The 21,908-nt window shown below is 68.7% G+C and carries 28 protein-coding genes and 2 pseudogenes; 16 read left to right on the top strand and 14 right to left on the bottom strand.

Annotated elements, in window-relative coordinates; genetic code table 11:
- Positions 1 to 9 precede the first annotated feature (9 nt).
- Both AB5T46_RS08960 and AB5T46_RS08965 read right to left on the bottom strand, forming a co-directional pair.
- A complete protein-coding gene (locus tag AB5T46_RS08960; protein ID WP_370563555.1) occupies positions 10 to 2,271 on the bottom strand; it encodes a DUF5916 domain-containing protein in 2,262 nt (753 codons plus the stop codon).
- A 38-nt stretch (positions 2,272 to 2,309) separates the two neighbouring features.
- The gene (locus AB5T46_RS08965) at positions 2,310 to 2,552 is read right to left on the bottom strand and encodes a hypothetical protein (protein ID WP_370563556.1); all 243 of its coding nucleotides are present in this window, start codon (positions 2,550 to 2,552) and stop codon (positions 2,310 to 2,312) included.
- A gap of 11 nt (positions 2,553 to 2,563) precedes the next feature.
- Between AB5T46_RS08965 and AB5T46_RS08970 the strand changes: the two are divergent.
- The 5 genes and pseudogenes from AB5T46_RS08970 to AB5T46_RS08990 form a co-directional block, all read left to right on the top strand.
- Positions 2,564 to 3,007 (top strand): annotated as a pseudogene (locus AB5T46_RS08970) (efflux RND transporter permease subunit); the annotation flags it as partial.
- Complete coding sequence (locus AB5T46_RS08975; protein ID WP_370563557.1) at positions 3,000 to 3,509, top strand: TolC family protein; 510 nt, start codon at positions 3,000 to 3,002, stop codon at positions 3,507 to 3,509. The pseudogene AB5T46_RS08970 and the gene AB5T46_RS08975, both read left to right, overlap by 8 nt.
- Positions 3,491 to 3,673 (top strand): hypothetical protein, encoded by a 183-nt coding sequence (locus AB5T46_RS08980; RefSeq protein WP_370563558.1) that lies wholly within the window; start codon positions 3,491 to 3,493, stop codon positions 3,671 to 3,673. The genes AB5T46_RS08975 and AB5T46_RS08980 overlap by 19 nt, the downstream gene beginning before the upstream one ends.
- Before the next feature lie 550 nt (positions 3,674 to 4,223).
- Complete coding sequence (locus AB5T46_RS08985) at positions 4,224 to 4,496, top strand: DUF4242 domain-containing protein (protein WP_370563559.1); 273 nt, start codon at positions 4,224 to 4,226, stop codon at positions 4,494 to 4,496.
- Positions 4,497 to 4,635: 139 nt separating this feature from the next.
- Positions 4,636 to 5,553: a DUF808 domain-containing protein gene (locus AB5T46_RS08990; protein ID WP_370563560.1), complete on the top strand. Its 918-nt coding sequence runs from the start codon at positions 4,636 to 4,638 to the stop codon at positions 5,551 to 5,553.
- A gap of 108 nt (positions 5,554 to 5,661) precedes the next feature.
- Here AB5T46_RS08990 and AB5T46_RS08995 read toward each other — a convergent pair whose 3' ends face one another.
- The 3 genes from AB5T46_RS08995 to AB5T46_RS09005 form a co-directional block, all read right to left on the bottom strand.
- Positions 5,662 to 5,871 (bottom strand): hypothetical protein, encoded by a 210-nt coding sequence (locus AB5T46_RS08995; RefSeq protein ID WP_370563561.1) that lies wholly within the window; start codon positions 5,869 to 5,871, stop codon positions 5,662 to 5,664.
- Between the two features lie 186 nt (positions 5,872 to 6,057).
- The gene (locus tag AB5T46_RS09000; RefSeq protein WP_370563562.1) at positions 6,058 to 6,198 is read right to left on the bottom strand and encodes a hypothetical protein; all 141 of its coding nucleotides are present in this window, start codon (positions 6,196 to 6,198) and stop codon (positions 6,058 to 6,060) included.
- A 210-nt stretch (positions 6,199 to 6,408) separates the two neighbouring features.
- The gene (locus tag AB5T46_RS09005) at positions 6,409 to 6,960 is read right to left on the bottom strand and encodes a DNA-3-methyladenine glycosylase I (RefSeq protein WP_370563563.1); all 552 of its coding nucleotides are present in this window, start codon (positions 6,958 to 6,960) and stop codon (positions 6,409 to 6,411) included.
- A gap of 234 nt (positions 6,961 to 7,194) precedes the next feature.
- Between AB5T46_RS09005 and AB5T46_RS09010 the strand changes: the two genes are divergently transcribed.
- The 3 genes and pseudogenes from AB5T46_RS09010 to AB5T46_RS09020 form a co-directional block, all read left to right on the top strand.
- Positions 7,195 to 7,593 carry an NUDIX hydrolase gene (locus tag AB5T46_RS09010; RefSeq protein ID WP_370563564.1) on the top strand — a complete coding sequence of 133 codons (399 nt, stop codon included), beginning with the start codon at positions 7,195 to 7,197 and terminating at the stop codon, positions 7,591 to 7,593.
- Positions 7,594 to 7,692: 99 nt separating this feature from the next.
- Positions 7,693 to 7,941 carry a hypothetical protein gene (locus AB5T46_RS09015; protein WP_370563565.1) on the top strand — a complete coding sequence of 83 codons (249 nt, stop codon included), beginning with the start codon at positions 7,693 to 7,695 and terminating at the stop codon, positions 7,939 to 7,941.
- A gap of 32 nt (positions 7,942 to 7,973) precedes the next feature.
- A pseudogene (locus tag AB5T46_RS09020) lies at positions 7,974 to 8,252 on the top strand (thioredoxin family protein); the annotation flags it as partial.
- Here AB5T46_RS09020 and AB5T46_RS09025 read toward each other — a convergent pair.
- The 6 genes from AB5T46_RS09025 to AB5T46_RS09050 all read right to left on the bottom strand — a co-directional run bounded on the left by AB5T46_RS09025 (position 8,200) and on the right by AB5T46_RS09050 (position 14,729).
- Positions 8,200 to 8,769, bottom strand: coding sequence for an NADPH-dependent FMN reductase (locus tag AB5T46_RS09025; protein WP_370563567.1), 570 nt, complete (start codon positions 8,767 to 8,769; stop codon positions 8,200 to 8,202). The pseudogene AB5T46_RS09020 and the gene AB5T46_RS09025 overlap by 53 nt on opposite strands.
- A gap of 99 nt (positions 8,770 to 8,868) precedes the next feature.
- Positions 8,869 to 9,495 carry an exopolysaccharide biosynthesis protein gene (locus AB5T46_RS09030; protein ID WP_370563568.1) on the bottom strand — a complete coding sequence of 209 codons (627 nt, stop codon included), beginning with the start codon at positions 9,493 to 9,495 and terminating at the stop codon, positions 8,869 to 8,871.
- Between the two features lie 93 nt (positions 9,496 to 9,588).
- Positions 9,589 to 9,801 carry an oxidoreductase-like domain-containing protein gene (locus tag AB5T46_RS09035; protein ID WP_370563569.1) on the bottom strand — a complete coding sequence of 71 codons (213 nt, stop codon included), beginning with the start codon at positions 9,799 to 9,801 and terminating at the stop codon, positions 9,589 to 9,591.
- Between the two features lie 312 nt (positions 9,802 to 10,113).
- Positions 10,114 to 10,788, bottom strand: a complete 675-nt coding sequence (locus AB5T46_RS09040; protein WP_370563570.1) for a serine hydrolase — start codon at positions 10,786 to 10,788, stop codon at positions 10,114 to 10,116.
- The gene (locus tag AB5T46_RS09045; RefSeq protein ID WP_370563571.1) at positions 10,785 to 12,170 is read right to left on the bottom strand and encodes a PQQ-dependent sugar dehydrogenase; all 1,386 of its coding nucleotides are present in this window, start codon (positions 12,168 to 12,170) and stop codon (positions 10,785 to 10,787) included. The genes AB5T46_RS09040 and AB5T46_RS09045 overlap by 4 nt, the downstream gene beginning before the upstream one ends.
- Positions 12,171 to 12,311: 141 nt before the next feature.
- A complete protein-coding gene (locus AB5T46_RS09050; protein WP_370563572.1) occupies positions 12,312 to 14,729 on the bottom strand; it encodes a PAS domain S-box protein in 2,418 nt (805 codons plus the stop codon).
- A gap of 215 nt (positions 14,730 to 14,944) precedes the next feature.
- Here AB5T46_RS09050 and AB5T46_RS09055 point away from each other — a divergent pair, with 215 nt between their 5' ends.
- On the top strand, positions 14,945 to 15,382 hold the full coding sequence (locus tag AB5T46_RS09055) for a hypothetical protein (RefSeq protein ID WP_370563573.1): 438 nt from the start codon (positions 14,945 to 14,947) through the stop codon (positions 15,380 to 15,382).
- Positions 15,383 to 15,530: 148 nt separating this feature from the next.
- Here AB5T46_RS09055 and AB5T46_RS09060 read toward each other — a convergent pair whose 3' ends face one another.
- Positions 15,531 to 16,049: an adenine phosphoribosyltransferase gene (locus AB5T46_RS09060; RefSeq protein ID WP_370563574.1), complete on the bottom strand. Its 519-nt coding sequence runs from the start codon at positions 16,047 to 16,049 to the stop codon at positions 15,531 to 15,533.
- 202 nt (positions 16,050 to 16,251) lie between these two features.
- On the opposite strand from AB5T46_RS09060, the gene AB5T46_RS09065 reads away from it, so the two are divergent.
- Positions 16,252 to 16,656, top strand: a complete 405-nt coding sequence (locus AB5T46_RS09065) for a glycine zipper 2TM domain-containing protein (protein ID WP_370563576.1) — start codon at positions 16,252 to 16,254, stop codon at positions 16,654 to 16,656.
- A 116-nt stretch (positions 16,657 to 16,772) separates the two neighbouring features.
- Here the strand turns inward: AB5T46_RS09065 and AB5T46_RS09070 are convergent, their stop codons facing one another.
- Positions 16,773 to 17,966, bottom strand: coding sequence for a PQQ-dependent sugar dehydrogenase (locus AB5T46_RS09070; RefSeq protein ID WP_370563577.1), 1,194 nt, complete (start codon positions 17,964 to 17,966; stop codon positions 16,773 to 16,775).
- A gap of 102 nt (positions 17,967 to 18,068) precedes the next feature.
- Between AB5T46_RS09070 and AB5T46_RS09075 the strand changes: the two genes are divergently transcribed.
- From AB5T46_RS09075 to AB5T46_RS09095, 5 genes are all read left to right on the top strand, one after another.
- Positions 18,069 to 18,257: a CPXCG motif-containing cysteine-rich protein gene (locus AB5T46_RS09075; protein WP_370563578.1), complete on the top strand. Its 189-nt coding sequence runs from the start codon at positions 18,069 to 18,071 to the stop codon at positions 18,255 to 18,257.
- Between the two features lie 331 nt (positions 18,258 to 18,588).
- Positions 18,589 to 18,957: an EF-hand domain-containing protein gene (locus AB5T46_RS09080; RefSeq protein ID WP_370563580.1), complete on the top strand. Its 369-nt coding sequence runs from the start codon at positions 18,589 to 18,591 to the stop codon at positions 18,955 to 18,957.
- Positions 18,958 to 19,155: 198 nt separating this feature from the next.
- Positions 19,156 to 19,923: an HAD family hydrolase gene (locus AB5T46_RS09085; RefSeq protein ID WP_370563581.1), complete on the top strand. Its 768-nt coding sequence runs from the start codon at positions 19,156 to 19,158 to the stop codon at positions 19,921 to 19,923.
- A 136-nt stretch (positions 19,924 to 20,059) separates the two neighbouring features.
- Positions 20,060 to 20,512 carry a hypothetical protein gene (locus AB5T46_RS09090; RefSeq protein ID WP_370563582.1) on the top strand — a complete coding sequence of 151 codons (453 nt, stop codon included), beginning with the start codon at positions 20,060 to 20,062 and terminating at the stop codon, positions 20,510 to 20,512.
- Between the two features lie 68 nt (positions 20,513 to 20,580).
- Positions 20,581 to 21,036, top strand: coding sequence for a hypothetical protein (locus AB5T46_RS09095; RefSeq protein ID WP_370563583.1), 456 nt, complete (start codon positions 20,581 to 20,583; stop codon positions 21,034 to 21,036).
- A gap of 69 nt (positions 21,037 to 21,105) precedes the next feature.
- Here AB5T46_RS09095 and AB5T46_RS09100 read toward each other — a convergent pair whose 3' ends face one another.
- The gene (locus tag AB5T46_RS09100) at positions 21,106 to 21,294 is read right to left on the bottom strand and encodes a hypothetical protein (protein ID WP_370563584.1); all 189 of its coding nucleotides are present in this window, start codon (positions 21,292 to 21,294) and stop codon (positions 21,106 to 21,108) included.
- A gap of 136 nt (positions 21,295 to 21,430) precedes the next feature.
- Between AB5T46_RS09100 and AB5T46_RS09105 the strand changes: the two genes are divergently transcribed.
- Positions 21,431 to 21,850 (top strand): copper resistance protein NlpE N-terminal domain-containing protein, encoded by a 420-nt coding sequence (locus AB5T46_RS09105; RefSeq protein WP_370563585.1) that lies wholly within the window; start codon positions 21,431 to 21,433, stop codon positions 21,848 to 21,850.
- Positions 21,851 to 21,908 lie beyond the last annotated feature (58 nt).

The following is a 21,908-nucleotide window of genomic DNA, read 5'->3' on the forward strand; positions in this document are numbered from 1 at the left end:
ATTTCCGCATCAAAAGCGATAGCGAATCTTCGCCAACAGCTGATCGGCATCGCGTAATTCGAGGGCCTCTTCAAGCAAATCGGAACTGCGCAGCGACGCGCGTTCCAGTTCCAACTCGCCACCACGCGAATACACCAGGTAGAAGTCCGACTGCACGCCAAGCTGATAGCGGTAGCGCAGCTGCACCCCGAAACCGTTCGCGCTGAAGTCGGGGACCGGCTCGCCCGTCGCCTGCAGTTCGCCATCGTCGAGTACATACGCCTGGCCATCGCGCGTGGCGATCGCCAACCACTGTGCTTTCAGCCGCAACTCGTGACGGCGGCCGGGGAACCAGTTGGCGTCGAGATCGACCGAATACGTGCGCTGCCGATAGCGCCTGAAACCAAGCTCGTCGCCGTCCTCGTCGATCTCTCCGCCCCACACCAGCCAGTCACGGCCGTAGACCGGGCCGGCGCTGAGTTCCAGGTTGAAGTCGTCACGGGGGAACCAGTTGACGACCAATTCGCCTTCGAAGGTGTAACCGCTCAGGCCTTCCTGAAATATCTCCACCTCGCCGCCGATCTGCCAGGCGCCGCGTACAGGCCTGCGGTAGGACACAAACAGATTGCGCCGCGCCGGTTGATTCCAGTCGCCATTACCGCGCGAGATCAGGTCGTCCACCCCCGCGGATTCCCATTCGATCTCGAATTCAAGCTCGGCGCCGCTGCGAAACGAATTGCTCTGGGTCAAGGCCAGCGCGCCGGGCAGGCGGCGGCCGGAATCGTTCGTGCGCACCTCCACCTCGGCCCCCCAACTGGTGCTGCGCAACATCGAATCCTCGTTGTTGACCTCATGCTCGTACTCGCCCGACAACTGCAGGTGATTGAGGCTGTTGCGTTCCTGAAAGCCGAAATCGTTGAAGTCGAAGTTGCGTCCGAAATGGAGGGCTTCCAGCTCGTACTCCCAGCGGTCGGAGGGCGACCATGACGCGGTCAGCCAGGCGCCATCCCCGTTGCTGCGGCCTCCCTGTTCTTCGATGACATGTTCCTTGATGAAGCTGGCCAATATTTGCGCGTTGATCGATAGGTCTTCATGCAGCTGCCAGAAAAGATCGATCGCCTGCACGTCGGCTTGACGATCAAGTGCGGGTCGCTCGACCCGCGTCCCCAACCAGCCCAGCGACAGCGTTTCACTTAAAGGGCGAAACAATCGCGTTGCGTAGAAGCTGCGGCCGGCGTCGCCGGCCTCCTCCGCAACTAGCAGACCATAGCCCAGGGAACCGATCGATCCGTTGAGCTTGAGTGCGGCGTCGATGTCCGCAGCCAGGCCGGAATCGTCGTCCGACTCGCCGCCGATTCGGCGGGTGTAAATCAGAAAACCGTCTTCGGGTGTGCGCAGGTCGAAGAAGCCCTGATTCTCGGTGAAGAACGGCCGTTTGTCCGACTGGAACTCCTCAATCGCATCAAAGTTGACCACCAACTCATCGGCTTCGACCTGACCGAAGTCTGGATTGAACGTGGCGCTAAGCTGGAAGCCGGCGGAAGGCTTCCAGAACAGATCGGCGCCGGCCTTGTAGTCGCGCCTGTCGCGGATGAAATCGTGCTGCGCGGTAATGTAGGGAAAGACGTGGAACAACGAGCGGCGATATTGCGGGATCTCGATGTGATGGAACTTCGACACGAAGCGGGCACGTTCGGAAGAAGCCACCGGAAAGGCCTGGCGTTCCGCGTTTGACCCCAGCACGCGATCGAAATACACCGCCACGGTGCGCGTCGGGGCCTGGCTGTCGCGCATCGCCGTGACCGTCCAGGGAATCAACAGCTCGACGCACCAGCCGTGCTCGTCTTCATCCACGGCCCAGCTCCAGTCCGGATTCCAGTCCGGATTGAATTCGGTCTCATCGGTCACGATGTCGTCCTGGATCGAGCCCGACAGCAGCACCGCGAAGTCGTAGGCGATCTTGCCATCGGCATCGAAATCGATGATGAAGTTGACCCGGTCCGAGGCACGGCGCTGATCGCGCTCGATGCGCGGTTTGACGCGCGGCACCCCCGGCGGCTGTTGGTTGATAAAAGCGACCGCGATGCCCTCAGGCGTGGACAGCAGCCGCGCCTCGGTGCGCAGGCGCGGCGTGCCTCGTGTGTAAGGCTGGGTGACGCGGAAGTCGGTGAAGCGCTGCGCTGTCGCCCACTCCGGTTCGTCGAGACGACCGTCCACCGTGATCGTCGCAGCATTGGCTATGCCGGGCCAGGCGAAGGCGAGAGCGCATAGGTGAGCCAGAGGCAGGCGCATGCGTTACGCATTATCCGCGAACCTCGCCCCAAGTGTTGTCAGCGGCGTGTGAAGCAGGACTCGATTGCCGTCTGGTTGCCGTTTTCGTCACGCACCTGAATCTCGTACTTGACCACCTGGCCATGGCGAAGAATCTCCCAAGGTATCCTGAAGTGCGTCTGGCTCGGCGGCAGATCCAGGCTGAACTTCGAGTCGGACCCGTCTTGCAATTCGGCGAACACCTGGTATTTCTCCACATTCAGCGGTCCCGCCCGGCCCAGATCCGGATGCGAGGTGGTCACCGGTTTCCAGCTTATTGCCGATGTGCATGCTGTTGGCGATGCTCGGCGTGTGGATGACCGGCGGCGACAACAACATCTTCGTCCAGGTCGGGCTGGTGGTGCTGATCGCGCTGGCGTGCAAGAACGCGATCCTGATCGTGGAGTTCGCGCGCGAGCTGGAGATACAGGGCATGGGCATCGTGGAGGCCGCGCTGGAGGCCTGCCGGCTGCGCCTGCGCCCGATCATCATGACCTCGATCACCTTCACCACGGCGGTGGTGCCGCTGGTGCTGGCCACCGGCGCCGGCGCCGAAGTGCGCCAGGCGCTGGGCACCGCGGTGTTCGCCGGCATGATCGGCGTGACCGGGTTCGGCCTGTTCCTGACGCCGGTCTTCTACGTGGCGCTGCGCAAGCTGGTGGAGCGCGGCAAGCCCGTGGACGCGCAGCCGGACAACCTGGAGCCTTCCCATGCATGACCGACTTCTCGAGCGATTCCCCATGAGCGCGCGCGCGGTGCTGCCGTCGCTGCTCGCCGTCGCCCTGGCCGCCTGCGCGGTCGGCCCGGACCACGTCCGTCCCGAGCTGCCGCTCGCCGATGCTTTCGTGCAGGCCCAGGTGTCGGATCCGTCGGCACTGCCGGCGCCGGATGAGGCATTCTGGGAGGCGTTCGCCGATCCGCAGCTCGACGCGCTGGTCGCCGCCGCGCTCGACGCCAACCACGACCTGCGCATCGCCCTGGCCAGCTACGACCGCGCCAATGCGCTGCTGCGCGGCGCCGGTTTCGACCGCTTCCCGACCGTCACCGCGTTCGCGGAGGGGGCCGACAGCCGGGACCGTGCGCTCGTCACCCCGCCCGGCGGGGCCGGAGCGGCCAGCTGGCGGCTGTGCCCGAGGAAGCCCACGACCGCACTCCGGCAGAGCAGCACGCCGCCATGCGCTGGGCGCAACGCCTCAAGCGCGTGTTCAAGATCGACCTGAACACCTGCCCGACCTGTGGCGGGGCCGTCAAGCTGATCGCCTGCATCGAAGCCCCTGCGGTGATCGCCAAGATCCTCACTCACCTGAGCAACCAGGCTCCCGCAGCGGCCAGGGCCCTGTTCCCCGAGCCCCGGGCACCGCCGCCAGCGCGGCTGTTTGACTGACACCTGCCGCCCGCGGCCCTCAAGACATCGCCGCCCTGGTTTGGACCGCGGCGCGTCGCGTTCGGCCAAGAGCGCTGCCGCGCGGGCTGAGGCTCGGCCACAGGGCCGGAACCGGCCGCAAGGTGGCCAAAGGGGTTGCAAAGGGGCAACCCAGGTGGGAATTCGAGCTGCAATCGGCGTCAAGCGTGGGGTAAGCGGACGGGCAATGACTCGATGATTTCTACAAAAGGGCGTTTATTCTTCCTATACCCGCGATCCTCCTTCGATGTCGGCCGGAACGCATCCCGGGTCGACAGCCTCGAGACGGTGGATCGAGGTCGTGCGGTTCCGGCACCGTGGCCGGGACCGACAATATGCGATCAGCGGTATCCGCCCGCCCAGTGGCGGAGGTCACGATTCACGGGACGGCCTGCGCGGTTGCATCAGGACCGGGCGCCCGCTGCGGCAGGTCGCGTCGTCCATGTCCGCCCCGGCCGCGGACCGACGTTACAGCAGTCATGGCCGTCGCGCGGGTCGCCTGTGCGCCGCGTTTTGCCGAGGAGAGAACATCGTGCCGAAGTATGTAATCGAACGGGACATTCCCGACGCAGGCAAGCTGTCGCCTGAGGCGCTGAAAGCCATTTCGCAGAAATCCTGCGGCGTCCTTTCCGCCATGGGGCCACAGATCCAATGGCTGCATAGCTACGTGACCGCGGACAAGGTCTACTGCGTCTATATCGCGCCGGATGCAGAGGCCATCCGCGAACATGCCGCCCAGGGCGGGTTTCCCGCGGAGCGGGTTTCCGAAGTGGCGTCGATGATCGATCCGGTCACTGCCGAGTAGCACGAGTATGGCGGCTGGCCCGGCGGAGGGCCGGCGCCGGCCATCGCCTGCCGTCGGCCGGCATGCCGGCGGGTGCTGCCTGTGTCACGCCCAGGCGGAATCGACGAGAATCGGTGCTCTTTGATTCTGGAGGCACCGCATGGCCGGCGCCAGCCTGCTTACCCTGCTCGACGACATCGCCAGCATCCTCGACGACGTCTCGCTCCTCACCAAGGTCGCGGCCAAGAAGACCGCCGGCGTGCTCGGCGACGACCTGGCGCTCAATGCGCAGCAGGTCTCGGGGGTCAAGCCCGATCGTGAACTGCCCGTGGTATGGGCGGTCGCCAAGGGATCGGCGCGCAACAAGGTGATCCTGGTCCCCGCGGCGCTTGCGATCAGCGCCTGGCTGCCCTGGGCGGTCATGCCGTTGATGATGCTGGGCGGTGCGTACCTGTGCTTCGAGGGCGTGGAGAAGCTGGCACACCGTTTCCTGCACTCGGAACACGAGGACGCGAAGCGCCACGCCGAACACCTGCAGGCGCTCGCCGACGACGAGGTGGACCTGGTGGCGCGCGAGAAGGACAAGATCCGAGGAGCGGTGCGCACCGACCTCATTCTTTCCGCCGAGATCATCGTGCTGTCGCTGGGGGTGGTCGCCGGCGAGCCCTTCATGCAACGGCTGCTGGTGCTGACGGCGATCGCCGCGGCGATGACCGTAGGGGTGTACGGGCTGGTGGCGGCGATCGTGAAGCTCGACGACCTGGGCCTGTACCTGGCCGGCCGCGGCGGCGTGCGGGCGAAGCTCGGCCAGGGCATCGTGGCGGGCGCGCCCTGGCTGATGCGCGGACTGTCGATCGCGGGAACCGCGGCGATGTTCCTGGTCGGCGGCGGCATCCTGGTGCACAACATCCCGGTGGTGCACCACGCCATCGAGGGCCTGCTGCCGCACGGCTTCGCCGGCACGCTGATCGCGGCCCTGGCCAACGCGGCGGTAGGCGTCGTCGCCGGCGCGCTGGTGCTCGGCGCCGTGACGCTGTTTCAGCGACTGCGCGGCAGGCAGGCGGCCACGGACCAGTAGAGACGCGCAGCCGAAGCCTTCATCCTCCAGGACGCACCGGGAAGCCGCCCCCAAGGGCGACGCGGTCCTGCCCGGCGGTCCCGGTCGGGGGCACGGCCCGCTTACGCTTCATCTTTCCGATATCGGCGGGTCCGGCGTCGAATCCTCGAGACCCCGGCCCGGCTGGTCCGGTTCGCTGTCGGGATCGCGGATCGGCGGAATGGTGGGGTCGGTGGGTCGGTCCGGGATCGGATCGATCGGCCGGTCGGGCGTCGGGTCGCGTCCCGGGTTGGGGACCTCTCCGGGAACCGGTGGTCGCGGATTCGGATTCTGCATCATGGCGTTCTCCGTGGCGGACGCGTGGCGCTTGTCTCGGCCCTACCGTGCATGCGGCGATGCGTCAGGCACGTGAAACGGCGCCGCGCCCGACGCGGCGCGGCGTATTCACGATGCGTGGTTCAGTGGGCACGTCGCGAGCGCGCCCGGTCGCGCCGGGCGCGCATTCGGCTCGACGCCGGATCCGGATCAGCGTGCGGTCTTCTGCTGCTTACGGTCCGGCTGCTGTCCGCTCTGCTGCCCGGTCTTCGGCGCGGTTTTCTTTCCGGCCGGCGTTCCGGGATTGCCCTGCGTCGTTTTCTGCGGACGCTTGTTGTCGTTGCGGTTCATTGCCACTTCTCCGAGTGCTGTTGCGGCGCAGACACCTGTCTGCACGCGCACGCTACGCTCGCGAAGATCGCGGCCGATGTGAAAATGGATTGCCGCCGAAGCGGGAATTTACCCATCCTTCAGCTGGGGAACGGGTAGCGCCGGTGGCGCCGTTCCCTGGCGTACCGATCGGGCGGCACGGGGCCCCAAGAGTCCTCCGGTGCGATGGATTCACCCACCGCGCCGGAAGCAGTCGTCCTGGTGGTCGTCCACCATCCCCACCGCCTGCATCCAGGCGTAGGTGATGGTCGGGCCGACGAACTTGAAGCCCCTCCGCTTCAGCGCTTTCGACAGTCGCTCCGATTCCGGGGTGCTGGCCGGTACCGGTCCGCGCGTGCGGCGGGCATGGTCGCCGGCCATCGACCAGGCCCACCCGGCGAAGTCCTCGCCGTCCTCGCGCATCGCCAGGTACGCGCGCGCGCCGCCGATGGTGGCCTCGATCTTGGCGCGGGCGCGGACGATGCCGGCGTCCTGCATCAACCGGTCGACGTCGGCCGCGGTGAAGCGGGCGACGCGCTCGGGCTCGAACCCCGCGAAGGCGCGCCGGAACGCCTCGCGCTTGTGCAGGATGGTGCGCCACGACAGCCCGGCCTGGAAGCCTTCGAGCATCAGCATCTCCCACAGCATCCGGCTGTCGTGTACCGGCACGCCCCATTCCCGGTCGTGGTAGTCCTGCATCAACGGGTCGCCCTCGGCCCAGGCGCAGCGGACGACGCCGGTCACCGGCGGATCCGCGGTCGCGCGACCTGGGTGCCGGTGGATGGTCGAATCGGCAGGTGTCGCGGTCGGTTCATGGGCGTCTTCTCGGCTGCGCAGGCAGTACAGGATAGACGTTCGCCACGATCCGGAGAACGCGGATGCGCACCGTGGGCAACCGGCGGTGCGCGCCATAATGGGCGCGCGATCGACCGCGCGGTTGCGGTCGTCATCGCTCCTGTCCACTGCATTGGATGACGCATGCCAGCCATCGACAAGGTCGCCTGGATCCACATCGACGCCGGTCGCGTGCTGTGCGTGCGTTCGCACGGCAAGGACGCGTTCTACCTGCCCGGCGGCAAGCGCGAGCCGGGCGAATCAGACGAAGCCTGCGTGCGGCGGGAGATCCGGGAGGAGCTCGGCGTATCACTGCGTCCGGCCACTTTGCGCGCGGTCGGCACCTTCGAGGCGCAGGCGCACGGCAAGCCCGAGGGCACGCAGGTGCGCATGGCCTGCTACGCGGCCGGCTACGACGGCGAGCTGCAGGCCGATGCCGAGATCGCCGAGTTCGCGTGGTTGAGGCACGGCGATCGCGATCGCTGCTCGCAAATCGTCCAGATCATTCTCGATGCGCTGCATCGGCACGGCGAGATCGTCTAACCCGGCGAGCGCCGAGACAGTCTGCCGGCGGACGACCGCTTTGCCGGCCGCTTCACCGCCGTTCTGCCAAGGTGAAGGCCTTCGCAACGGGTGATTGCCATGAGCAGCGACAAGAAGCGCGACGACGGCGACCGGACGCGGCCTGCGCCGGAGGAGACCCCGCGCCACCGGGATCGGAAGGGGCCCGCGCATACCGCGGTGAACGACCCCAAGGCGTCCAAGGGCAGCGAGTTCGCGCGCGGCGGCAACCTGCCGGGGGAGAGCAACGATCCCAGCCTGGTGCACGGCCCGACCCGGACCCGCAGGGTGCCGCCGGACGCCGGCGACGACGGCAACGGCGGCGGTTGAGCGACGTCACGTCGCATCCATTGAGGAGGGACATGCCGTTCGAATCCGCCTACGCCGACCAGGAGCCGACCCGCGACGCGGTCGACGCGCTGCCCGGCCGCACCGTGCTGGAGTTCGGCGCGCCCTGGTGCGGGTACTGCATCGCCGCGCAGCGGCTGCTCGAGCCGGCGCTGGCGGCGCGCGACGACGTGCGCCATCTCAAGGTGGAGGACGGGAGCGGGCGTCCGCTGGGTCGCTCCTATCGGATCAAGCTGTGGCCTATCGCGATTCCCGCTTCGCACCGCCCGCGTGCCGCTCGACCCAGGCGACGAAACGGTCCATCCAGTCCTGCAGGAACGCGCGGCGGCCCTCGCCGATGTTGCCGTCGTCGTCGAACAGCCCGTCGGCCTTCAGGAAGACCTCGGGTTGGCCGAGCGTCGGCACATCCAGGTACGCCAGGCTGTTGCGCAGGTGCTGTTGCGCCACCGCGGTGCCGATGGCGCCGACCGACACGCCGACCACGCCCGCCGGCTTGTCCTTCCACACGCTTTCGCCGTACGGACGCGAGGCGTGGTCGAGCGCGTTCTTGAGCACGCCCGGGACCGAGCGATTGTATTCGGGGGTGACGAACAGCAGTCCGTCCGCGGCCGTGATGTCCGCCTTCAGGCGCTTCACCTGGTCCGCGGGGTCGTCGTCGTCGTCCTGGTTGTACAGCGGCAGGTCGCCGATCTTAATCTGCTCGAACGAGAACTCCGGTGGTGCCAGTCGCGCCAGGGCATGCGCGAACCTGCGGTTGAAGGAATTGCGGCGCAGGCTGCCGACCACCACGGCGATCCGATAGCGGCTCATGGGGGGAACTCCGGTTGCAATGCGGAAGGCGCATTGAACCGCGGCAACCGTGGCCGCGCCGTGATGCCGCTGCGCCGCGACGCAGGGGCGGGCGGTCGCTCAGGCGAGGGACAGCATCCTCGACGCGGCCAGCCAGAAACCGGTGGCGCAGATGACGCCGGCGACCAGCGCGAGCAGCCCGTCGTGGGTGATCAGCGCCAGCCCGAATGCGGTGAGCGCGGCGCCGGCGATGGAGTTGGCGAACGGGACGAGTTCAAGCGGCGGCATCGTCAGCGCGATCAGGATGCAGAGCAGCGCGATCGGATACAGCGCCAGGCCCTCGGCATCCGCCAGCACACGCAGCCGCGGGCGCGTCAGGCGGTCGGCCACGCGCGCCACCGGCCGCAGGACGCGCACCGCGCGCTGCAGCAGCCCGGCGGACACCGAGCGCCGCAGCGCCCATTTCGGCAGCCAGACATGGTGGCGCCGGCACAGCAGCTGCGCCGCCACCAGCAGGACCAGCACCGCCACCGCGCTCGGCAGGCCGGGTACGCCGCTCAGCGGCGAGAGCACGATCAGTCCGGGCACCAGCAGCAACGGGCCGAACGAACGCTGCCCGGCGGCCGCCAGCATCTCCGCGACCGAGACCTGTCCCTCACGCCGCGCCGCCTCGGCAAGGCGTTCGAGCACGCCTTCCAGGCCGGCGACGGTGGTCGCGGGGGTTGGACGCTCGTTCGAATCGCTCATGTCCGATCGCAACGGTGGATGGATCATGCTATCCGCCGGTCCGTGTCGGTCGCGTCTGGATCGCGGTGGCCCGGCTCACGCGCCGGGGACGCTTCAGCCCTCCACGTCGATCTCCGGATGCCGTGCCCGCCAGGCAGCCAGCGCGGCGCGGTATTGCGCCAGTTCGTCGGCGTAGAGATCGTAGATGCAGGTCTCGCAGCCGCTTTCGCAGCAGTCGGAAGGCAGCGGTTTTTCCGGTGCGACCGGCTGCGGATCCGGCTCGGGTTCCTGCGGCGCGCGCGGCCTGGGGGCGGAAGCGTTCGGCATGTAGGCACGGCGGTGATCGATGACACCACCTTAGCAAGCACGGGGTCGGCCACGCGTGCATGCCGATGTGTGCGTACATGGAATGCCGCGCAGCCGGGCGGCCGCGGCGACGCCATTTTCGGAATCTTCCCAACGACGCCGCCGGCACCGGCAGGCAAGCTTTCCGGGCCGGTCACGCGCGTGGACAGGCGGGCCCCATTCCCCTGGCGACCCGTCTGGATGGCCATCCCACGCGCAGGCCCGCCCAAGGGCTTGGGCGGGCCGCCGGCTTCGCCCGGCCGCTGCCCGGGTGACTCCGGCAGCCGCGGGGCGTCAGTTCTCGCCGGGGCCGAAGGTGAGCACGTGATTCGATGGCGGCAGCTCGTCGCGACGCAGCGCCGCCGCTCCCGCGGAGAGCGGATGCCAGCGGGCTGCGCCGAGCTCGGCGATGTCGGCATAGCGGCCGAGCAGCCGGAAACGGTCGAGCGCGAACGGCAGGCCTTCCGCCCCCAGGGTGGACGGGCCGTCGGCAACGCGGAGCAGCAGCGTCGCGATGCTGTAGCGCGTACCGGGATCCTGCATGAGCAGGTCGCCGTCGCCGTCGACGTAGTCGGTCTCGGCCAGCACCAGTTCCTGGTCGAGCGCGAGCTCGCCGGCATCGACCTGCTCGAGCACGGCGATCGCCACCGGCACCTTGATGGTCGATGACAGGTACCAGCGGCGGTCGCCGCCGCGGTCGAGCGTGCCGGCACCGTCGCCGAGCCGGCGCACGTACAGGCCGAAATCGCCCGGCATGTCGTCGTCGATGCGGGCGGCGGCGGCATCCAGTGGCTCCGCCCACGGCGGCGCGGGCGCGCCGGCGGGCGTTTCGACGCCGCCGCGCTCGGGCGCCTCCTCGGAGCGGCACCCCGCCAGGACGGCGGCGGCGAGCAGCATCGGCAGCAGCCGGTGCATCGGCAATGCCCTCATCGCGGACCCCATGGCCGCATCGTCGCCGGTGTCTCTCACTCCTCGTTTCTCGTTTCTGGCCTTATCCGCCAGACCGCGTTGCCGACGTCGTCGGCCACCAGCACCGCGCCATGCGCATCGACGGCGACCCCGACCGGGCGCCCCTGCGCCTCGCCGTCGGCGTTGACGAAACCGCCGAGGATGTCCTCCATCGGCCCCGCCGGCCGCCCGTTCGCGAAGGGCACGAACACCACCGTGTACCCGCTCTTGGGATCGCGGTTCCAGGAGCCGTGCAGGCCGATGAAGGCGCCGTTGCGGTAGCGTCCCGGTAGCGCGTCCCGCGCATCCGCGTCGGCCGTGTAGAACGCCAGGCCGAGCGGCGCGACGTGCGATCCCAGCGCGTAGTCCGGCACGATCGCCTTCGCCACCAGGTCCGGCCGCTGTTCGTCCGCGTCGAAATTCGGATCCGGGTGCTGGCCGAAATAGCTGTACGGCCAGCCGTAGAAGCCGCCTTCACGGATCGAGGTGAGATAGTCCGGCACCAGGTCGTTGCCGAGTCCGTCGCGCTCGTTGACCACCGCCCACAGTTCGCCGGTCCCAGGGTCCCAGTCCAGCGCTGTTGGATTGCGCAGGCCGGAGGCGAACACCCGGGTCTCGCCGCTGGCGGCGTCGACCTCGAGGATCGCGGCGCGATCGACCTCGGCCTCCATGCCGTTCTCGCCGATATTGCTGTTGGAGCCGACGCCGACGTACAGCGTGCCGCCGTCGCGGCTGGCGAGCAGCGCCTTGGTCCAGTGATGGTTGATCGGGCCGCCTGGCAGTGCCGCGACCTCGACCGGCGCGGTGGTGATTTCGGTCGCGCCCTCGACGTAGGGGAACTTCACCAGCGCATCTGCGTTGGCGACGTACAGCGTATCGCCAACCAGCGCCATGCCGAACGGCGACTTCTGGTTCTCCAGGAACGCGGTACGCATCTCGGCGACACCGTCGCCGTCCTCATCGCGCAGCAGGGTGATGCGGTCGGCGCTGGGTACGCCGGCGCCAGCGCGCTTCATCACTGCGTTCATCGCCTTGCCCTTCAGGCCCTGCTTCGTCTGGTCCTCGGGCGCGTTGCTTTCCGCGACCAACGTGTCGCCGTTTGGCAGCACGTATACGGTGCGCGGATGGTCCAGGTTGCGCGCGAACGCGGTCACCACGAAGCCCTCGGCGGCCGTCGGCCGTGCATCGTCCGCCCAGCCGACCGCGGGTGCGATGTTGATAGTGGGAATGAGCGACGTCCGCGGTTCCGGCAAGGCCGGAGCCGGACCGGTGCCGGGCGCGTAGGTGCCCGGCGTCGGCGGCTGCTGCGCAGCCTGGGTGGAGTCGCCCGGTGGTGGACCGCCGCTGCCGCAGCCCGCGAGCAGCAGACCGGCGAGGACGGTGGAGAACCGTGCGCGCTGCATCGCGACCTCCTGCCTGTGCGGATACGGCGACATTGCAGCATCGGCGGCGTGACGGCGGTATCAGCCCGCGATGCGCAGCGATGCGCCGGGAAGGTCGCGTGCCGAGCGTTGCGGGAGGTGAGCGCCCCGGCTCGGTGCGGATCAGGCGAGGTGACGCCCGCCCGGCCAGCCGGTGGCACGGCGCTTGCCGCCGCGCTTGGCGACGTAGAGCGCCTCGTCGGCCCGCTTCAACGCTTCCCCGAGCGAGACCGCAGCGGTGTCGACGACGTGATAGCCGACGCTGCAGGACACCGGTTCCCGCGCGCCGGGAAAATGCCGTGCAGAGGCCGCCTCGATCGCTTCTATGATCTTGTTGGCCACGCTTCGTGCACCATCGTCGTCGGTGACATGAAGCGCGATCACCGCGAATTCGTCGCCGCCCATGCGTCCGACGACGTCGTCGGCGCGCAACGTCTCGGAGAGTCCGACGGAAATGTCGCGCAGCAGGTCGTCGCCGGCGGCGTGGCCGAGTTCGTCGTTGATCGTCTTGAAGCCGTCGAGGTCGATGAAGAACACGCCGATCGCGTGGTGCAGGTCCGCCGCCAGCTGCCAGTGGTATTGGCCGTGAGCCTCGAAACCCGAGCGGTTGAGCAGCCCGGTCAGGGCGTCGCGCTCGGCGCGGTCGGCGAGTTCGCGCTGCCGCGTGCGGTCCAGGGTCACGTCGCGCAGCATTACGTGGATGCCGTCGACCCGGCCGCCGTGGTCGTGCTGGGGAATGAAGATCGCGTGCCAGGTGCGCAGGATCGCACCGTGCGGATCCTCGAACTCGATGTTGTGCTCCTTGCCGGCCATGGCGCGGGCGACGCCCTCGACGAAGTACGGCGTCGCCGGCTGCTGGACGAGATCGACGATCGGCTTGCCGATCATCTGTTCCTGCGGGCGCCCGAGTTCCTGCGACCAGCCGCGGTTGACGAACTCCACCCGGCCCTGGCGGTCGAGGAACATCAGCAGCAGCGGCAGCGCGTCGGCCAGCGTCGCCAGGCGCCGGTCGCCGCGCCTGCGCGCCGCCTGTGCGTTGCGCTCGCTGGTGACGTCCTGGACGGTGCCGACGAAGCCGGTGAGCTCGCCGTCGACCATCATCGGCGCGGCGTGCATCCTGCACAAGACGACGCGGCCGTCCGCGTGCAGGAAGCGCTGTTCGCCGATGAACCGTTCCTCCCTGCGGGCAACGGCGTGCGCCCACTCGGCCATCGTGCGTTCGCGGTCGCCGGGGTGGAGCGCCTGCGTCCAGCCGTCGCCGAGCGCCTGCGCCTGCGGCAGGCTGGAGATCTGCTCGTAGGTGCGGTTGACGTAGGTGCAGCGACCGGCCGCGTCGGTGCGGAACAAGCCCATCGGCGCCGAATCGTTCACCGCCTCCAGTTCCGCGCTCTTGGTGCGCAGCTGCTTCTCGGTCCGCCGCTGGTCGGTCACGTCCTGGGCATAGCCCAGCACGATCGTCGCCTGGCCCGCGCGCCGATACAGCCGGTTGTGATACATCCAGGTGCGTACCTGGCCGCTGTGGTGCAGGGGCGTGATCAGGCCACGGTCCTCGCCTCGTTCGCGGATGCGGGCCAGATACCCGCGGAAATCGTCATGCGCGGCCGGCGGCAGGAAGTCCGACAACGGGTGCCCGATCATGCGGCTCGCATCGCGGCCCAGCGCTTCGGCGGCGGCGGGATTGAGCGCCAGCAGCACGCCGTCCAGGTCGTGCGTGCAGATGCAGCCGAGGCTCTGCTCGAACACGTCGCGATAGCGGCGCTCGCTTTCCTCCAGCCGCTGCTGCGCCTGGCGCTGCTCGGTCACGTCGTGCACGATCGCGATCCGGCATCGACGGCCATGAAAGAGGATGGGCTCGGAATGCACGCGCACCGGCACGGTACGGCCGTCGGCGAGCACATGCCGCCAGTCGCGGCCATTGAAGCCGTCGTGCCGCTGTGACTCCAGTATCGCGATGAAATCGGCGCGCTCCTGTGCAGGGCGGATATCGAGCGCGGTCCGCGCCAGGAATGCGGGCCGGTCGTAGCCGTAGAACACCAGTGCGGCATCGTTCACGGCGACGAAGGCAAGGCTCTCCTCGTCGTAGACGAGGACCGGCAACGGGTTGCGGTCGAACAGCGCCTGCAGTTCCTGCCGGGCCTGGCGCGCGTCGTTATCGAGGCGCTGCCGGGCGCAGGCGTAGCGCAGCGCGCGCTCGAGCGTGTCCGCCTTCACCTCGCTCTTGTGCAGGTAGTCCTGGGCGCCGGCGGCGATGGCACGCTCGCCGATCGCCAGGTCGTCGCGTCCGGTCAGTACGATCACCGGCAGGTCCGGGTGACGCGCCACGATATTCTCCACGCCCTGCAGGCCGTGGCAGTCCGGCAGTCCGAGATCGAGCAGCACCGCATCGTAGTGGCTGCCGGCGAGCATGTGCGAGGCACCCGCCAGGGTGGAGGCGAGGTCGACCCGCCGGGGTGTATTCGTCGCCCGCTCGAGCAATGCGGCATACAGCAGCGCGTCGCCCCTGGTGTCCTCGACCAGAAGAAGGGTCTGTGCAGGCTTCATCCGGGCAGGATAATCGAAGCCCCGGAGCCGTGCCGTGGCGGCGATACGGTATCCGGGGCATGGATTTGGCCGCGCTGACGGCGCGGTACGGCGCCGCTACCCGCCGGCCCGGATTGCCGGTTGTGAAGATGCGACCGCTCCCCAGGGCCAGCATCGCCGGCGTGCGCGCATCGGCGTAGGCTTGTCGTTCGACCGCTCTGCCGTGGGAGGCAAACATGGGGACGACCGTTGCGACGGCGCCGACGAAAGGCTATTGGGCGATCGCCGTCATCGCCCTGCTGTGGAACCTGCTGGGCGTGGTGATGTTCGTGGTGCAGGCGAACATGACACCGGAGATGCTCGCCGCGCTGCCGCCCGAGCAGCGGCAGCTGATCGAGGGCACGCCTGCCTGGATCGATGCCGCCTTCGCCGTCGCCGTGTTCGGCGGCGTGCTCGGCGCGCTCGGCCTGCTGCTGCGCAAGCGATGGGCGAGGGTGTTGTTCGTGGTGTCGATGCTCGCACTGCTGGTGCAGATCTGCGGCAGCCTGGCGTTGACGCCGGCCTGGCGCGTCCACGGTCCTGCGGTGCTGGCGATGCCGGTGCTGCTGCTGGCGATCGCCGGATTCCTGGTGTGGTACTCGCGCAAGGCGGTGGCGCGCGGTTGGATCGCCTAGGGATGCCCTGATTCATTCCTCTCCCCGGTGGCAGAGCCGCTGGGGAGAGAGTTGAGAGGGTTCCCCCAGGCAGGACCTGCGGGCGTGGTGCCGGAGTTGGCCGTCGTGGTTCGGGCAGATGCGTGAGCCGCGCCGGCCGGCAGCCCGCTCAAAAACCGGCCGCCGCCAGCAGCGGTGTCGTCTCCTGCCAGCGCGTACGCGCCTGCAGCGCGCGCAGTTCGACCAGGACCGCCGCGCCGGCGACCGTCGCGCCCTGGCGCCGCAGCAGTGACAGCGCGGCCTGCAGCGTGCCGCCGGTGGCGAGGACATCGTCGACGATCAGCACGCGCGCTCCGGGCGCGAGCGCATCGGCGTGCATCTCCAGGCGGTCGCTGCCGTATTCGAGCGCATAGTCCTGCGCCAGCGTCGCTGCCGGCAGCTTGCCCGGCTTGCGTACCGGTACGAACCCGGTCCCGAGTGCCTGCGCCATCGCCGCGCCGAGGATGAAGCCCCGCGATTCGATGCCGGCCACCGCATCCAGCCCCGCATCGCGCCATGGCGCGACCATCTCGGCCACCGCGGCGGCGAACGCTCCGGCATCGGCCAGCGCCGGGGTGATGTCCTTGAACACGATGCCCGGGCGCGGGAAATCGGGGATGTCGCGGACCAGGCGTCGCCAGTCGGCCATCGCAAGCTCGTCGTCGTGGTTGGAGCCGGCATGTTACCCGTCGCCTCGGTGGTGATGCGCGATCCTGACCCGTGGTTCCGTAGGTGAGCAGTGCGCGGTTGCCAGGAAAGCGTCGTTTCACCGCGCATTTGCATGCCCGGTGCGAGCATTCGCATGCCCGGTGCGAGCATTCGCATGCCTTGCCAGCGTGGAGGACAGTGCCATGAAAGTGATCCGAACACTCGTCTGCCTGGGCGTCGTCTCGTTCGCCGCCACGGGCGCCATACAGGCGCAGACCACCGTGCAGCCGGCGCAAACTGCACCGCCGGCGGAAGTCTACGGTCCGGAGGACGAAGGCCGCAGCTTCGCCGACGGCAGCCGCGTCGTTTGCGAGGACGTGGAAGTGCAGCGCAACAGCACCGATCCCAACCGGATCGGCGGTATGGCGGCGGGCGCCGTGATCGGCGGCCTCGTCGGCAACCAGGTCGGCAGCGGCGATGGACGCAAGCTCGCCACCGTGGGCGGCGCGGTCGCAGGCGGCGCGATCGGTCGCAAGGTCCAGGGCGACCGGCAGGAAGCCACCGGCGACCGTGTCGTCGAAACGCAGTGCCGGCGCGTCCGGCGCTGAGTCGCGTCTACCTGATCTCCGCGATTTGACGCGGACGGACTGTCACGGAATGCAAACGGGGCGCCAGCAGGCGCCCCGTTTGCGCAATCCGGCATCCGGATCCTGCAACTGCCGCGTCAGGCATCGGCACCCGCGTCGGTCGCTCCGGCACCCGGCGGCGTCAGCCGCATCAGTCGACCTTCGCCGCCGCGGCTGCCGTCCTCCAGCAGCCAGATGGCGCCGTCGGGACCCTGTTCCACCTCGCGGATGCGCGTGCCCATGTCGAAGCGCTCGGCTTCGCGCGCGCTGTCGCCGTCGAAGGCGATCCGCACCAGCGACTGCGACGACAATCCGCCGATGAAGCCGTTGCCCTGCCACTCCGGGAACTGCCCGCCGTCGTAGATGATGAATCCCGCGGGCGAGATCACCGGCGTCCAGCTGATCACCGGTGTGCGGTAGTCGGGATTGGTGCTGTGGTCCGGGATCGGACGGCCGTCGTAGTGTTCGCCGTCGGAGACGATCGGATAGCCGTAGTTGACGCCCTTCTCGACCAGGTTGAGTTCGTCGCCGCCCTTCGGGCCCATTTCCGGCGCCCACAGCCGCCCGTCGTCGTCGAAGACGATGCCGAGCGGATTGCGGTGACCCAGCGACCAGATCTGCGCGGCCACGCCGCCCCGGTCGGCGAACGGGTTGTCGGCCGGCACGCTGCCGTCGTCGTTGAGGCGGATGATCTTGCCGAGGTTCGCCTGCATGTCCTGCGCCGGGTCGAACTTCTGCCGCTCGCCGGAGGTGATCCACAGCATCCCGTCGCGATCGAAGGCGATGCGGTGGCCATAGTGGCCCTGGCCGGAGACCTTGGGCACCTGGCGCCAGATCACCTCGACGTTCTCCAGCGCGCCGCCACCGCTGCCGTCGAGCGTCAGCGTCGCGCGTGCGACCGCCGCGCCGGCACCGCCATCGCCGGCTTCGGCATAACTGACGTAGACCGTGCCGTTGTCGGCGAAGCGCGGGTGCAGCACCACGTCGCCGAAGCCGCCCTGTCCGCCGTACGCGACCTCGGGAACGCCGCCGATGTCGCCGCGCGTGTCGCGCTCGGGGTCGTACAGTTTCAGGGTGCCGGCCTTTTCGGTCACCAGCAGGCGGCCGTCGGGCAGGAACGTCATCGCCCACGGCTCGGCGAACCGCGCCACCTCCTCGACGGCGAAAGGCCGTCCGTCCGCGGCCGCCGCTTGCGCCGTCGGTGTCGGTGTCGGGGACGATGCGGTGGTATCGCCGTTGCAGGCGGCCAGCAGGGTGGCTGCGCAGGCGGCGGCGAGCAGATGCTTGATCACGGGAAGATCTCCGGCGGGGCTGAACGGGGGAGGTTACGATAGCCCAGGTCGGGGCGCATCATTGCGGCGGCGCGCACATGCGCGATGCGGTTGGAGGTCCGGATGTTGCCTGCACGCGAGATCCGCTGTCCGTATTGTGGCGAACCGGTCGAGCTGCAGATCGACGATTCCGCCGGCGACCAGGATTACATTGAGGACTGCCGCGTCTGCTGCCGTCCGATCGAGGTCGCCGTACGCATCGGGTTCGACGGCGCAATCGAGGTGCAAACGCGTGCGGACGATGCGGTCTGACCTGCGCCGGCGGCGCGGGGAATGTGAATGTTGTGTTGCATTCATGCGCGATGGCCGCATCGAACGGCTGCCGTGATCATCTGCATGTACATGTAAGTACCCGAGCCCCCGAGCTTTCCGCTTGCATTCGCTTTCTTGGTTGCGGCGGACCTAGCGAAAAAAGCGATTGCATTGGTTAACGATGTGTTTTGCGCACCGCTGGGCCGTCGTTGACATTCATCGGGTCACCGCCAAGCTGCGAATCGTGCGGAGTGCATGCGGCTCGGCCGGCATGAAATTGGCGTACCGGGCGATTCGCTTCCGCGCTTTGGCTATCCAACTGGAGATTCCGATGAAAAGCAATGCACGCAAGCCCCTGGCTGGGCTGATCGCCCTCGCCGCCGCCGTCGCGATGCCGCTGGCATTCGCGCAGGAGGCCGAGCCGATGACGCAGGACCCGACCACGACGCAGGATCCGACCACCCAGGCTTCGCCGACCGAGCAGGCAGCGCCGGCCCAGCCCGCCGAAGGGCAGGTGACCTGGGCCGACCTGGACGCGGACGGCGACGGCAACCTCAGCCAGGGCGAAGCCGGTGCGCACCCGGCGCTGAGCACGGTGTTCGCCCAGGCCGATACCGATGGTGATGGCCAGCTGACGCCGGACGAGTACCGCAACTTCGCCGCATCGCAGGGCGCCACGCCTCCGGGCGGCGGCCAGTAAGCGGCGCTATCGGATCCGCGGCTGACGCGGATCCATCGGATTCCGGCGTCGACGACGACGGCGCGGAACGAAACGACGGGGGCGGCCGCAGGGCCGCCCCCGTTTTCGTTGCCAGGCGATGACCCGGAGTGATGATCCAAGCACGCTTTGCACCGTTCGTTCGACGGAAAAAAGCGCGCGCTCCTATAGAATGCCGCGATGGCAACTGCAGCGGACGATCGCATCCGGCTGGTCGGCTTCGACGGCGACGACACGCTGTGGCGCAGCGAGGACTACTTCGACGACGCGCAGCGCCGGTTCGAGGCGATCGTCGGCGCCTACGTCGATCTCGAGGACAGCCGGGCGCGCGAACACCTGTACGCGGTGGAGAAGGGCAATCTCGCGCTGTTCGGCTACGGCGTGAAGGGCATGGCGCTGTCGATGATCGAGGCCGCCGTCGACATCACCGGCGCGCGCATCGGCGCCGCCGACCTGCACCGCATCGTGCAGCTCGCCAAGGACATGCTGCAGCATCCCGTGGAGCTGCTGCCCGGCATCCGCGAGGCGGTCGAGGCGATCGCCGCCGAGCACCCGATCGTACTGATCACCAAGGGCGACCTGTTCCACCAGGAGAACAAGGTGCGGCGCTCGGGCCTGGCCGATCTGTTCGGCCGCATCGAGATCGTCAGCGAGAAGGATCCGGCCACCTATGCGCGCGTGCTCGGCGAATTCGGCATTGCCCCGCCGCAGTTCGTCATGGTCGGCAATTCGCTGCGATCCGACATCGCGCCGGTACTGCAGCTCGGCGGCTGGGCGGTGCACATGCCCTATCACCTGACCTGGGCGCACGAGCGTGAAGCCGGTCCGGTGGACGACGAGCGGCGGTTGCGCACCGTCGCCGCGCCGCAGGAACTGCCTGCCGCCGTGCGGCAGATCGTGGAGATGGCTGAAATCGTTTGCAGCCAGACGCCCAGCCGCGTCGCATGAATCGCGTCTTTACGCCGTCGTCACGGTAGCGTTCGAAACGGCGCAGTTGCGGGGCGGTTCACCTGTCCTGCCGCATGGTGTTTGCGGACCCGGCGCAGCTTTCCGCCGGGCGACAGACAGACGCAAGGAGAAGACGATGAGCACGAGCAACCTGTCCCGCTGGTTCGCTCCGGTTGCGCTGGCGGCCGGCCTGGGCCTGATGACGCTGGTCCCCACGCCCGCGCGTGCCGACGACGATCTGGTCCGGGTGATCGTCGACGTCGCCGACGTGGTGCTGCGTGGGAGTACGCCTTACTACCGTCACGGCAACTATGGCTACAACGATCGGTTGATCGTGTCCCGCGACCGCTATGGCCGCCCGGTCTACTATCGTCAGGCGCCCCGCTATTACCAGGCCAGCCGCTACCGCTACCGTCCTGGTCCCCCGGCGCATGCCCCGGCGCACGGCTATCGCGCCAGGCATGGCAGCTACGGCAATGCCAGGTGCGACCGCAAGGGCCGCTGCAAGGCGCATTATTACGATCCGCGCTACGATCGCGACTACCGCGATGACCGGCGTCATGCGTATCGGGACCGCCGTTGGCGCTGAGCACGGATCGGGACCGCTCTGCCTGCCGCACGCCGCGATGCGGGACGATGCTTCCATTGGAGGGTGACATGAAAAAGCCGCGTTTCCGCTCCCGCCTGGCCGCTTTCGCGGTTGCCGCATTGGTGTTGGCGGCGGCGTCCGCGCCCGTGGCGGCGGCCGGCCCGCTCGAGTGCCGGCTCAACTTCAGCATGTCGGGCTGGTCGGCGTTCTACAAGACCGCCGACGGCACCGGCACCGTGACCTGCAACAACGGCCAGAGCCTGCCGGTGCGCATCAGCGCCAGGGGCGGGGGCATCACTTTCGGCAAGACCCGCATCGACAACGGCACCGGGAACTTTTCCGGGGTCAACAACATCCGCGACGTGATCGGCGGCTATGCCACCGCCGAGGCGCACGCGGGCGCGGGGAAATCCGCCAAGGCGCAGGTGGTGACCAAGGGCTCGATCTCGCTGGCGCTGGCCGGGACCGGTGAAGGCTGGGATCTCGGGGTCGCGTTCGGCAGCTTCGTGATTTCCGAGCGCTGAGCGCCATGCGGTGGGCTGAAGCCCACCCTATCGCGAACACCGGGCATAGGGTGGGCCTTGGCCCACCGTCTAGTCGCCGGCGCGGTGGCGGGTATCCTCGACCGCCGGCGCCGCCCGCAGGCTGCCTTCCACGCCGTCGCCGATCTGCAGGGTGAACCAGCGCAGGGCGACGGCGTAGGCGCCCAGCAGCACGGCGGCAATGCAAAGACCGACCAGCCAGCGGCGCAGGCGATGGCGGGGCTTGGTGGACGTATTCATCGGTCGCTCCTCCCACGAATCGACGACCTGTTTCCGGGAAAGGCGAACGACGCAATCCCGTGAGGACAGCGTGGGCGGGGCCAGGTGTGCGTGGTGTGTAGGCGACGCCGGCTGCGCGCTGCGGCACAATCGCGGCATGCGCTGCGTGCTTCCCGTGCTGGTGCTGCTTGGTAGCGTGTCGCTGGCCGGCTGCGAACGCGTGCCGGCGCCGGATCCGCAGGCGCAGGGCGGGCACCTGGAATGGCGGGGCGTCTCGTCCTGTGCCGACTGCGACGGCATCGACACGGTCCTGCTGCTGCAGCGGCAGGGCGAGGCGCGCAGCTACCGGCTCGCAGAAACCTATCGGGTCGCCGGGAGCGGCGAGCGCTTCGTCGAGGCCGGGCAATGGCAGGCCGAGGGTGCGCTGATCCGCATGCAGGGCGACGGCGGCAGCCTGCGGGTCTATGCCGTGCTTCCGGACGGCCGCCTGCAGGTCCGGAACGATGCCGGCCGCCGCCTGCCACGCGGCAGCGGACGCCATGCGCTGGAACCGGTCGTCGCCCGCGACGGTCAGTAACAGGGCCACTGACCGACACCTATCGCGCCCGCGGATTCGGGGCGCCGTACCACGGAGA

It is taken from the genome of Luteimonas salinilitoris, from assembly GCF_041300785.1.
Taxonomy (GTDB): Bacteria; Pseudomonadota; Gammaproteobacteria; order Xanthomonadales; family Xanthomonadaceae; genus Luteimonas; species Luteimonas salinilitoris.

Coding starts and splice junctions, on each gene's coding strand:
- AB5T46_RS08960 (WP_370563555.1), bottom strand. CDS start 2,271: ATGCGCCTGCCTCTGGCTCACCTATGCGCTCTCGCCTTCGCCTGGCCC.
- AB5T46_RS08975 (WP_370563557.1), top strand. CDS start 3,000: ATGCATGACCGACTTCTCGAGCGATTCCCCATGAGCGCGCGCGCGGTG.
- AB5T46_RS08990 (WP_370563560.1), top strand. CDS start 4,636: ATGGCCGGCGCCAGCCTGCTTACCCTGCTCGACGACATCGCCAGCATC.
- AB5T46_RS08995 (WP_370563561.1), bottom strand. CDS start 5,871: ATGATGCAGAATCCGAATCCGCGACCACCGGTTCCCGGAGAGGTCCCC.
- AB5T46_RS09000 (WP_370563562.1), bottom strand. CDS start 6,198: ATGAACCGCAACGACAACAAGCGTCCGCAGAAAACGACGCAGGGCAAT.
- AB5T46_RS09010 (WP_370563564.1), top strand. CDS start 7,195: ATGCCAGCCATCGACAAGGTCGCCTGGATCCACATCGACGCCGGTCGC.
- AB5T46_RS09015 (WP_370563565.1), top strand. CDS start 7,693: ATGAGCAGCGACAAGAAGCGCGACGACGGCGACCGGACGCGGCCTGCG.
- AB5T46_RS09025 (WP_370563567.1), bottom strand. CDS start 8,769: ATGAGCCGCTATCGGATCGCCGTGGTGGTCGGCAGCCTGCGCCGCAAT.
- AB5T46_RS09030 (WP_370563568.1), bottom strand. CDS start 9,495: ATGAGCGATTCGAACGAGCGTCCAACCCCCGCGACCACCGTCGCCGGC.
- AB5T46_RS09035 (WP_370563569.1), bottom strand. CDS start 9,801: ATGCCGAACGCTTCCGCCCCCAGGCCGCGCGCGCCGCAGGAACCCGAG.
- AB5T46_RS09045 (WP_370563571.1), bottom strand. CDS start 12,170: ATGCAGCGCGCACGGTTCTCCACCGTCCTCGCCGGTCTGCTGCTCGCG.
- AB5T46_RS09050 (WP_370563572.1), bottom strand. CDS start 14,729: ATGAAGCCTGCACAGACCCTTCTTCTGGTCGAGGACACCAGGGGCGAC.
- AB5T46_RS09055 (WP_370563573.1), top strand. CDS start 14,945: ATGGGGACGACCGTTGCGACGGCGCCGACGAAAGGCTATTGGGCGATC.
- AB5T46_RS09060 (WP_370563574.1), bottom strand. CDS start 16,049: ATGGCCGACTGGCGACGCCTGGTCCGCGACATCCCCGATTTCCCGCGC.
- AB5T46_RS09065 (WP_370563576.1), top strand. CDS start 16,252: ATGAAAGTGATCCGAACACTCGTCTGCCTGGGCGTCGTCTCGTTCGCC.
- AB5T46_RS09075 (WP_370563578.1), top strand. CDS start 18,069: ATGTTGCCTGCACGCGAGATCCGCTGTCCGTATTGTGGCGAACCGGTC.
- AB5T46_RS09080 (WP_370563580.1), top strand. CDS start 18,589: ATGAAAAGCAATGCACGCAAGCCCCTGGCTGGGCTGATCGCCCTCGCC.
- AB5T46_RS09085 (WP_370563581.1), top strand. CDS start 19,156: ATGGCAACTGCAGCGGACGATCGCATCCGGCTGGTCGGCTTCGACGGC.
- AB5T46_RS09090 (WP_370563582.1), top strand. CDS start 20,060: ATGAGCACGAGCAACCTGTCCCGCTGGTTCGCTCCGGTTGCGCTGGCG.
- AB5T46_RS09095 (WP_370563583.1), top strand. CDS start 20,581: ATGAAAAAGCCGCGTTTCCGCTCCCGCCTGGCCGCTTTCGCGGTTGCC.
- AB5T46_RS09100 (WP_370563584.1), bottom strand. CDS start 21,294: ATGAATACGTCCACCAAGCCCCGCCATCGCCTGCGCCGCTGGCTGGTC.
- AB5T46_RS09105 (WP_370563585.1), top strand. CDS start 21,431: ATGCGCTGCGTGCTTCCCGTGCTGGTGCTGCTTGGTAGCGTGTCGCTG.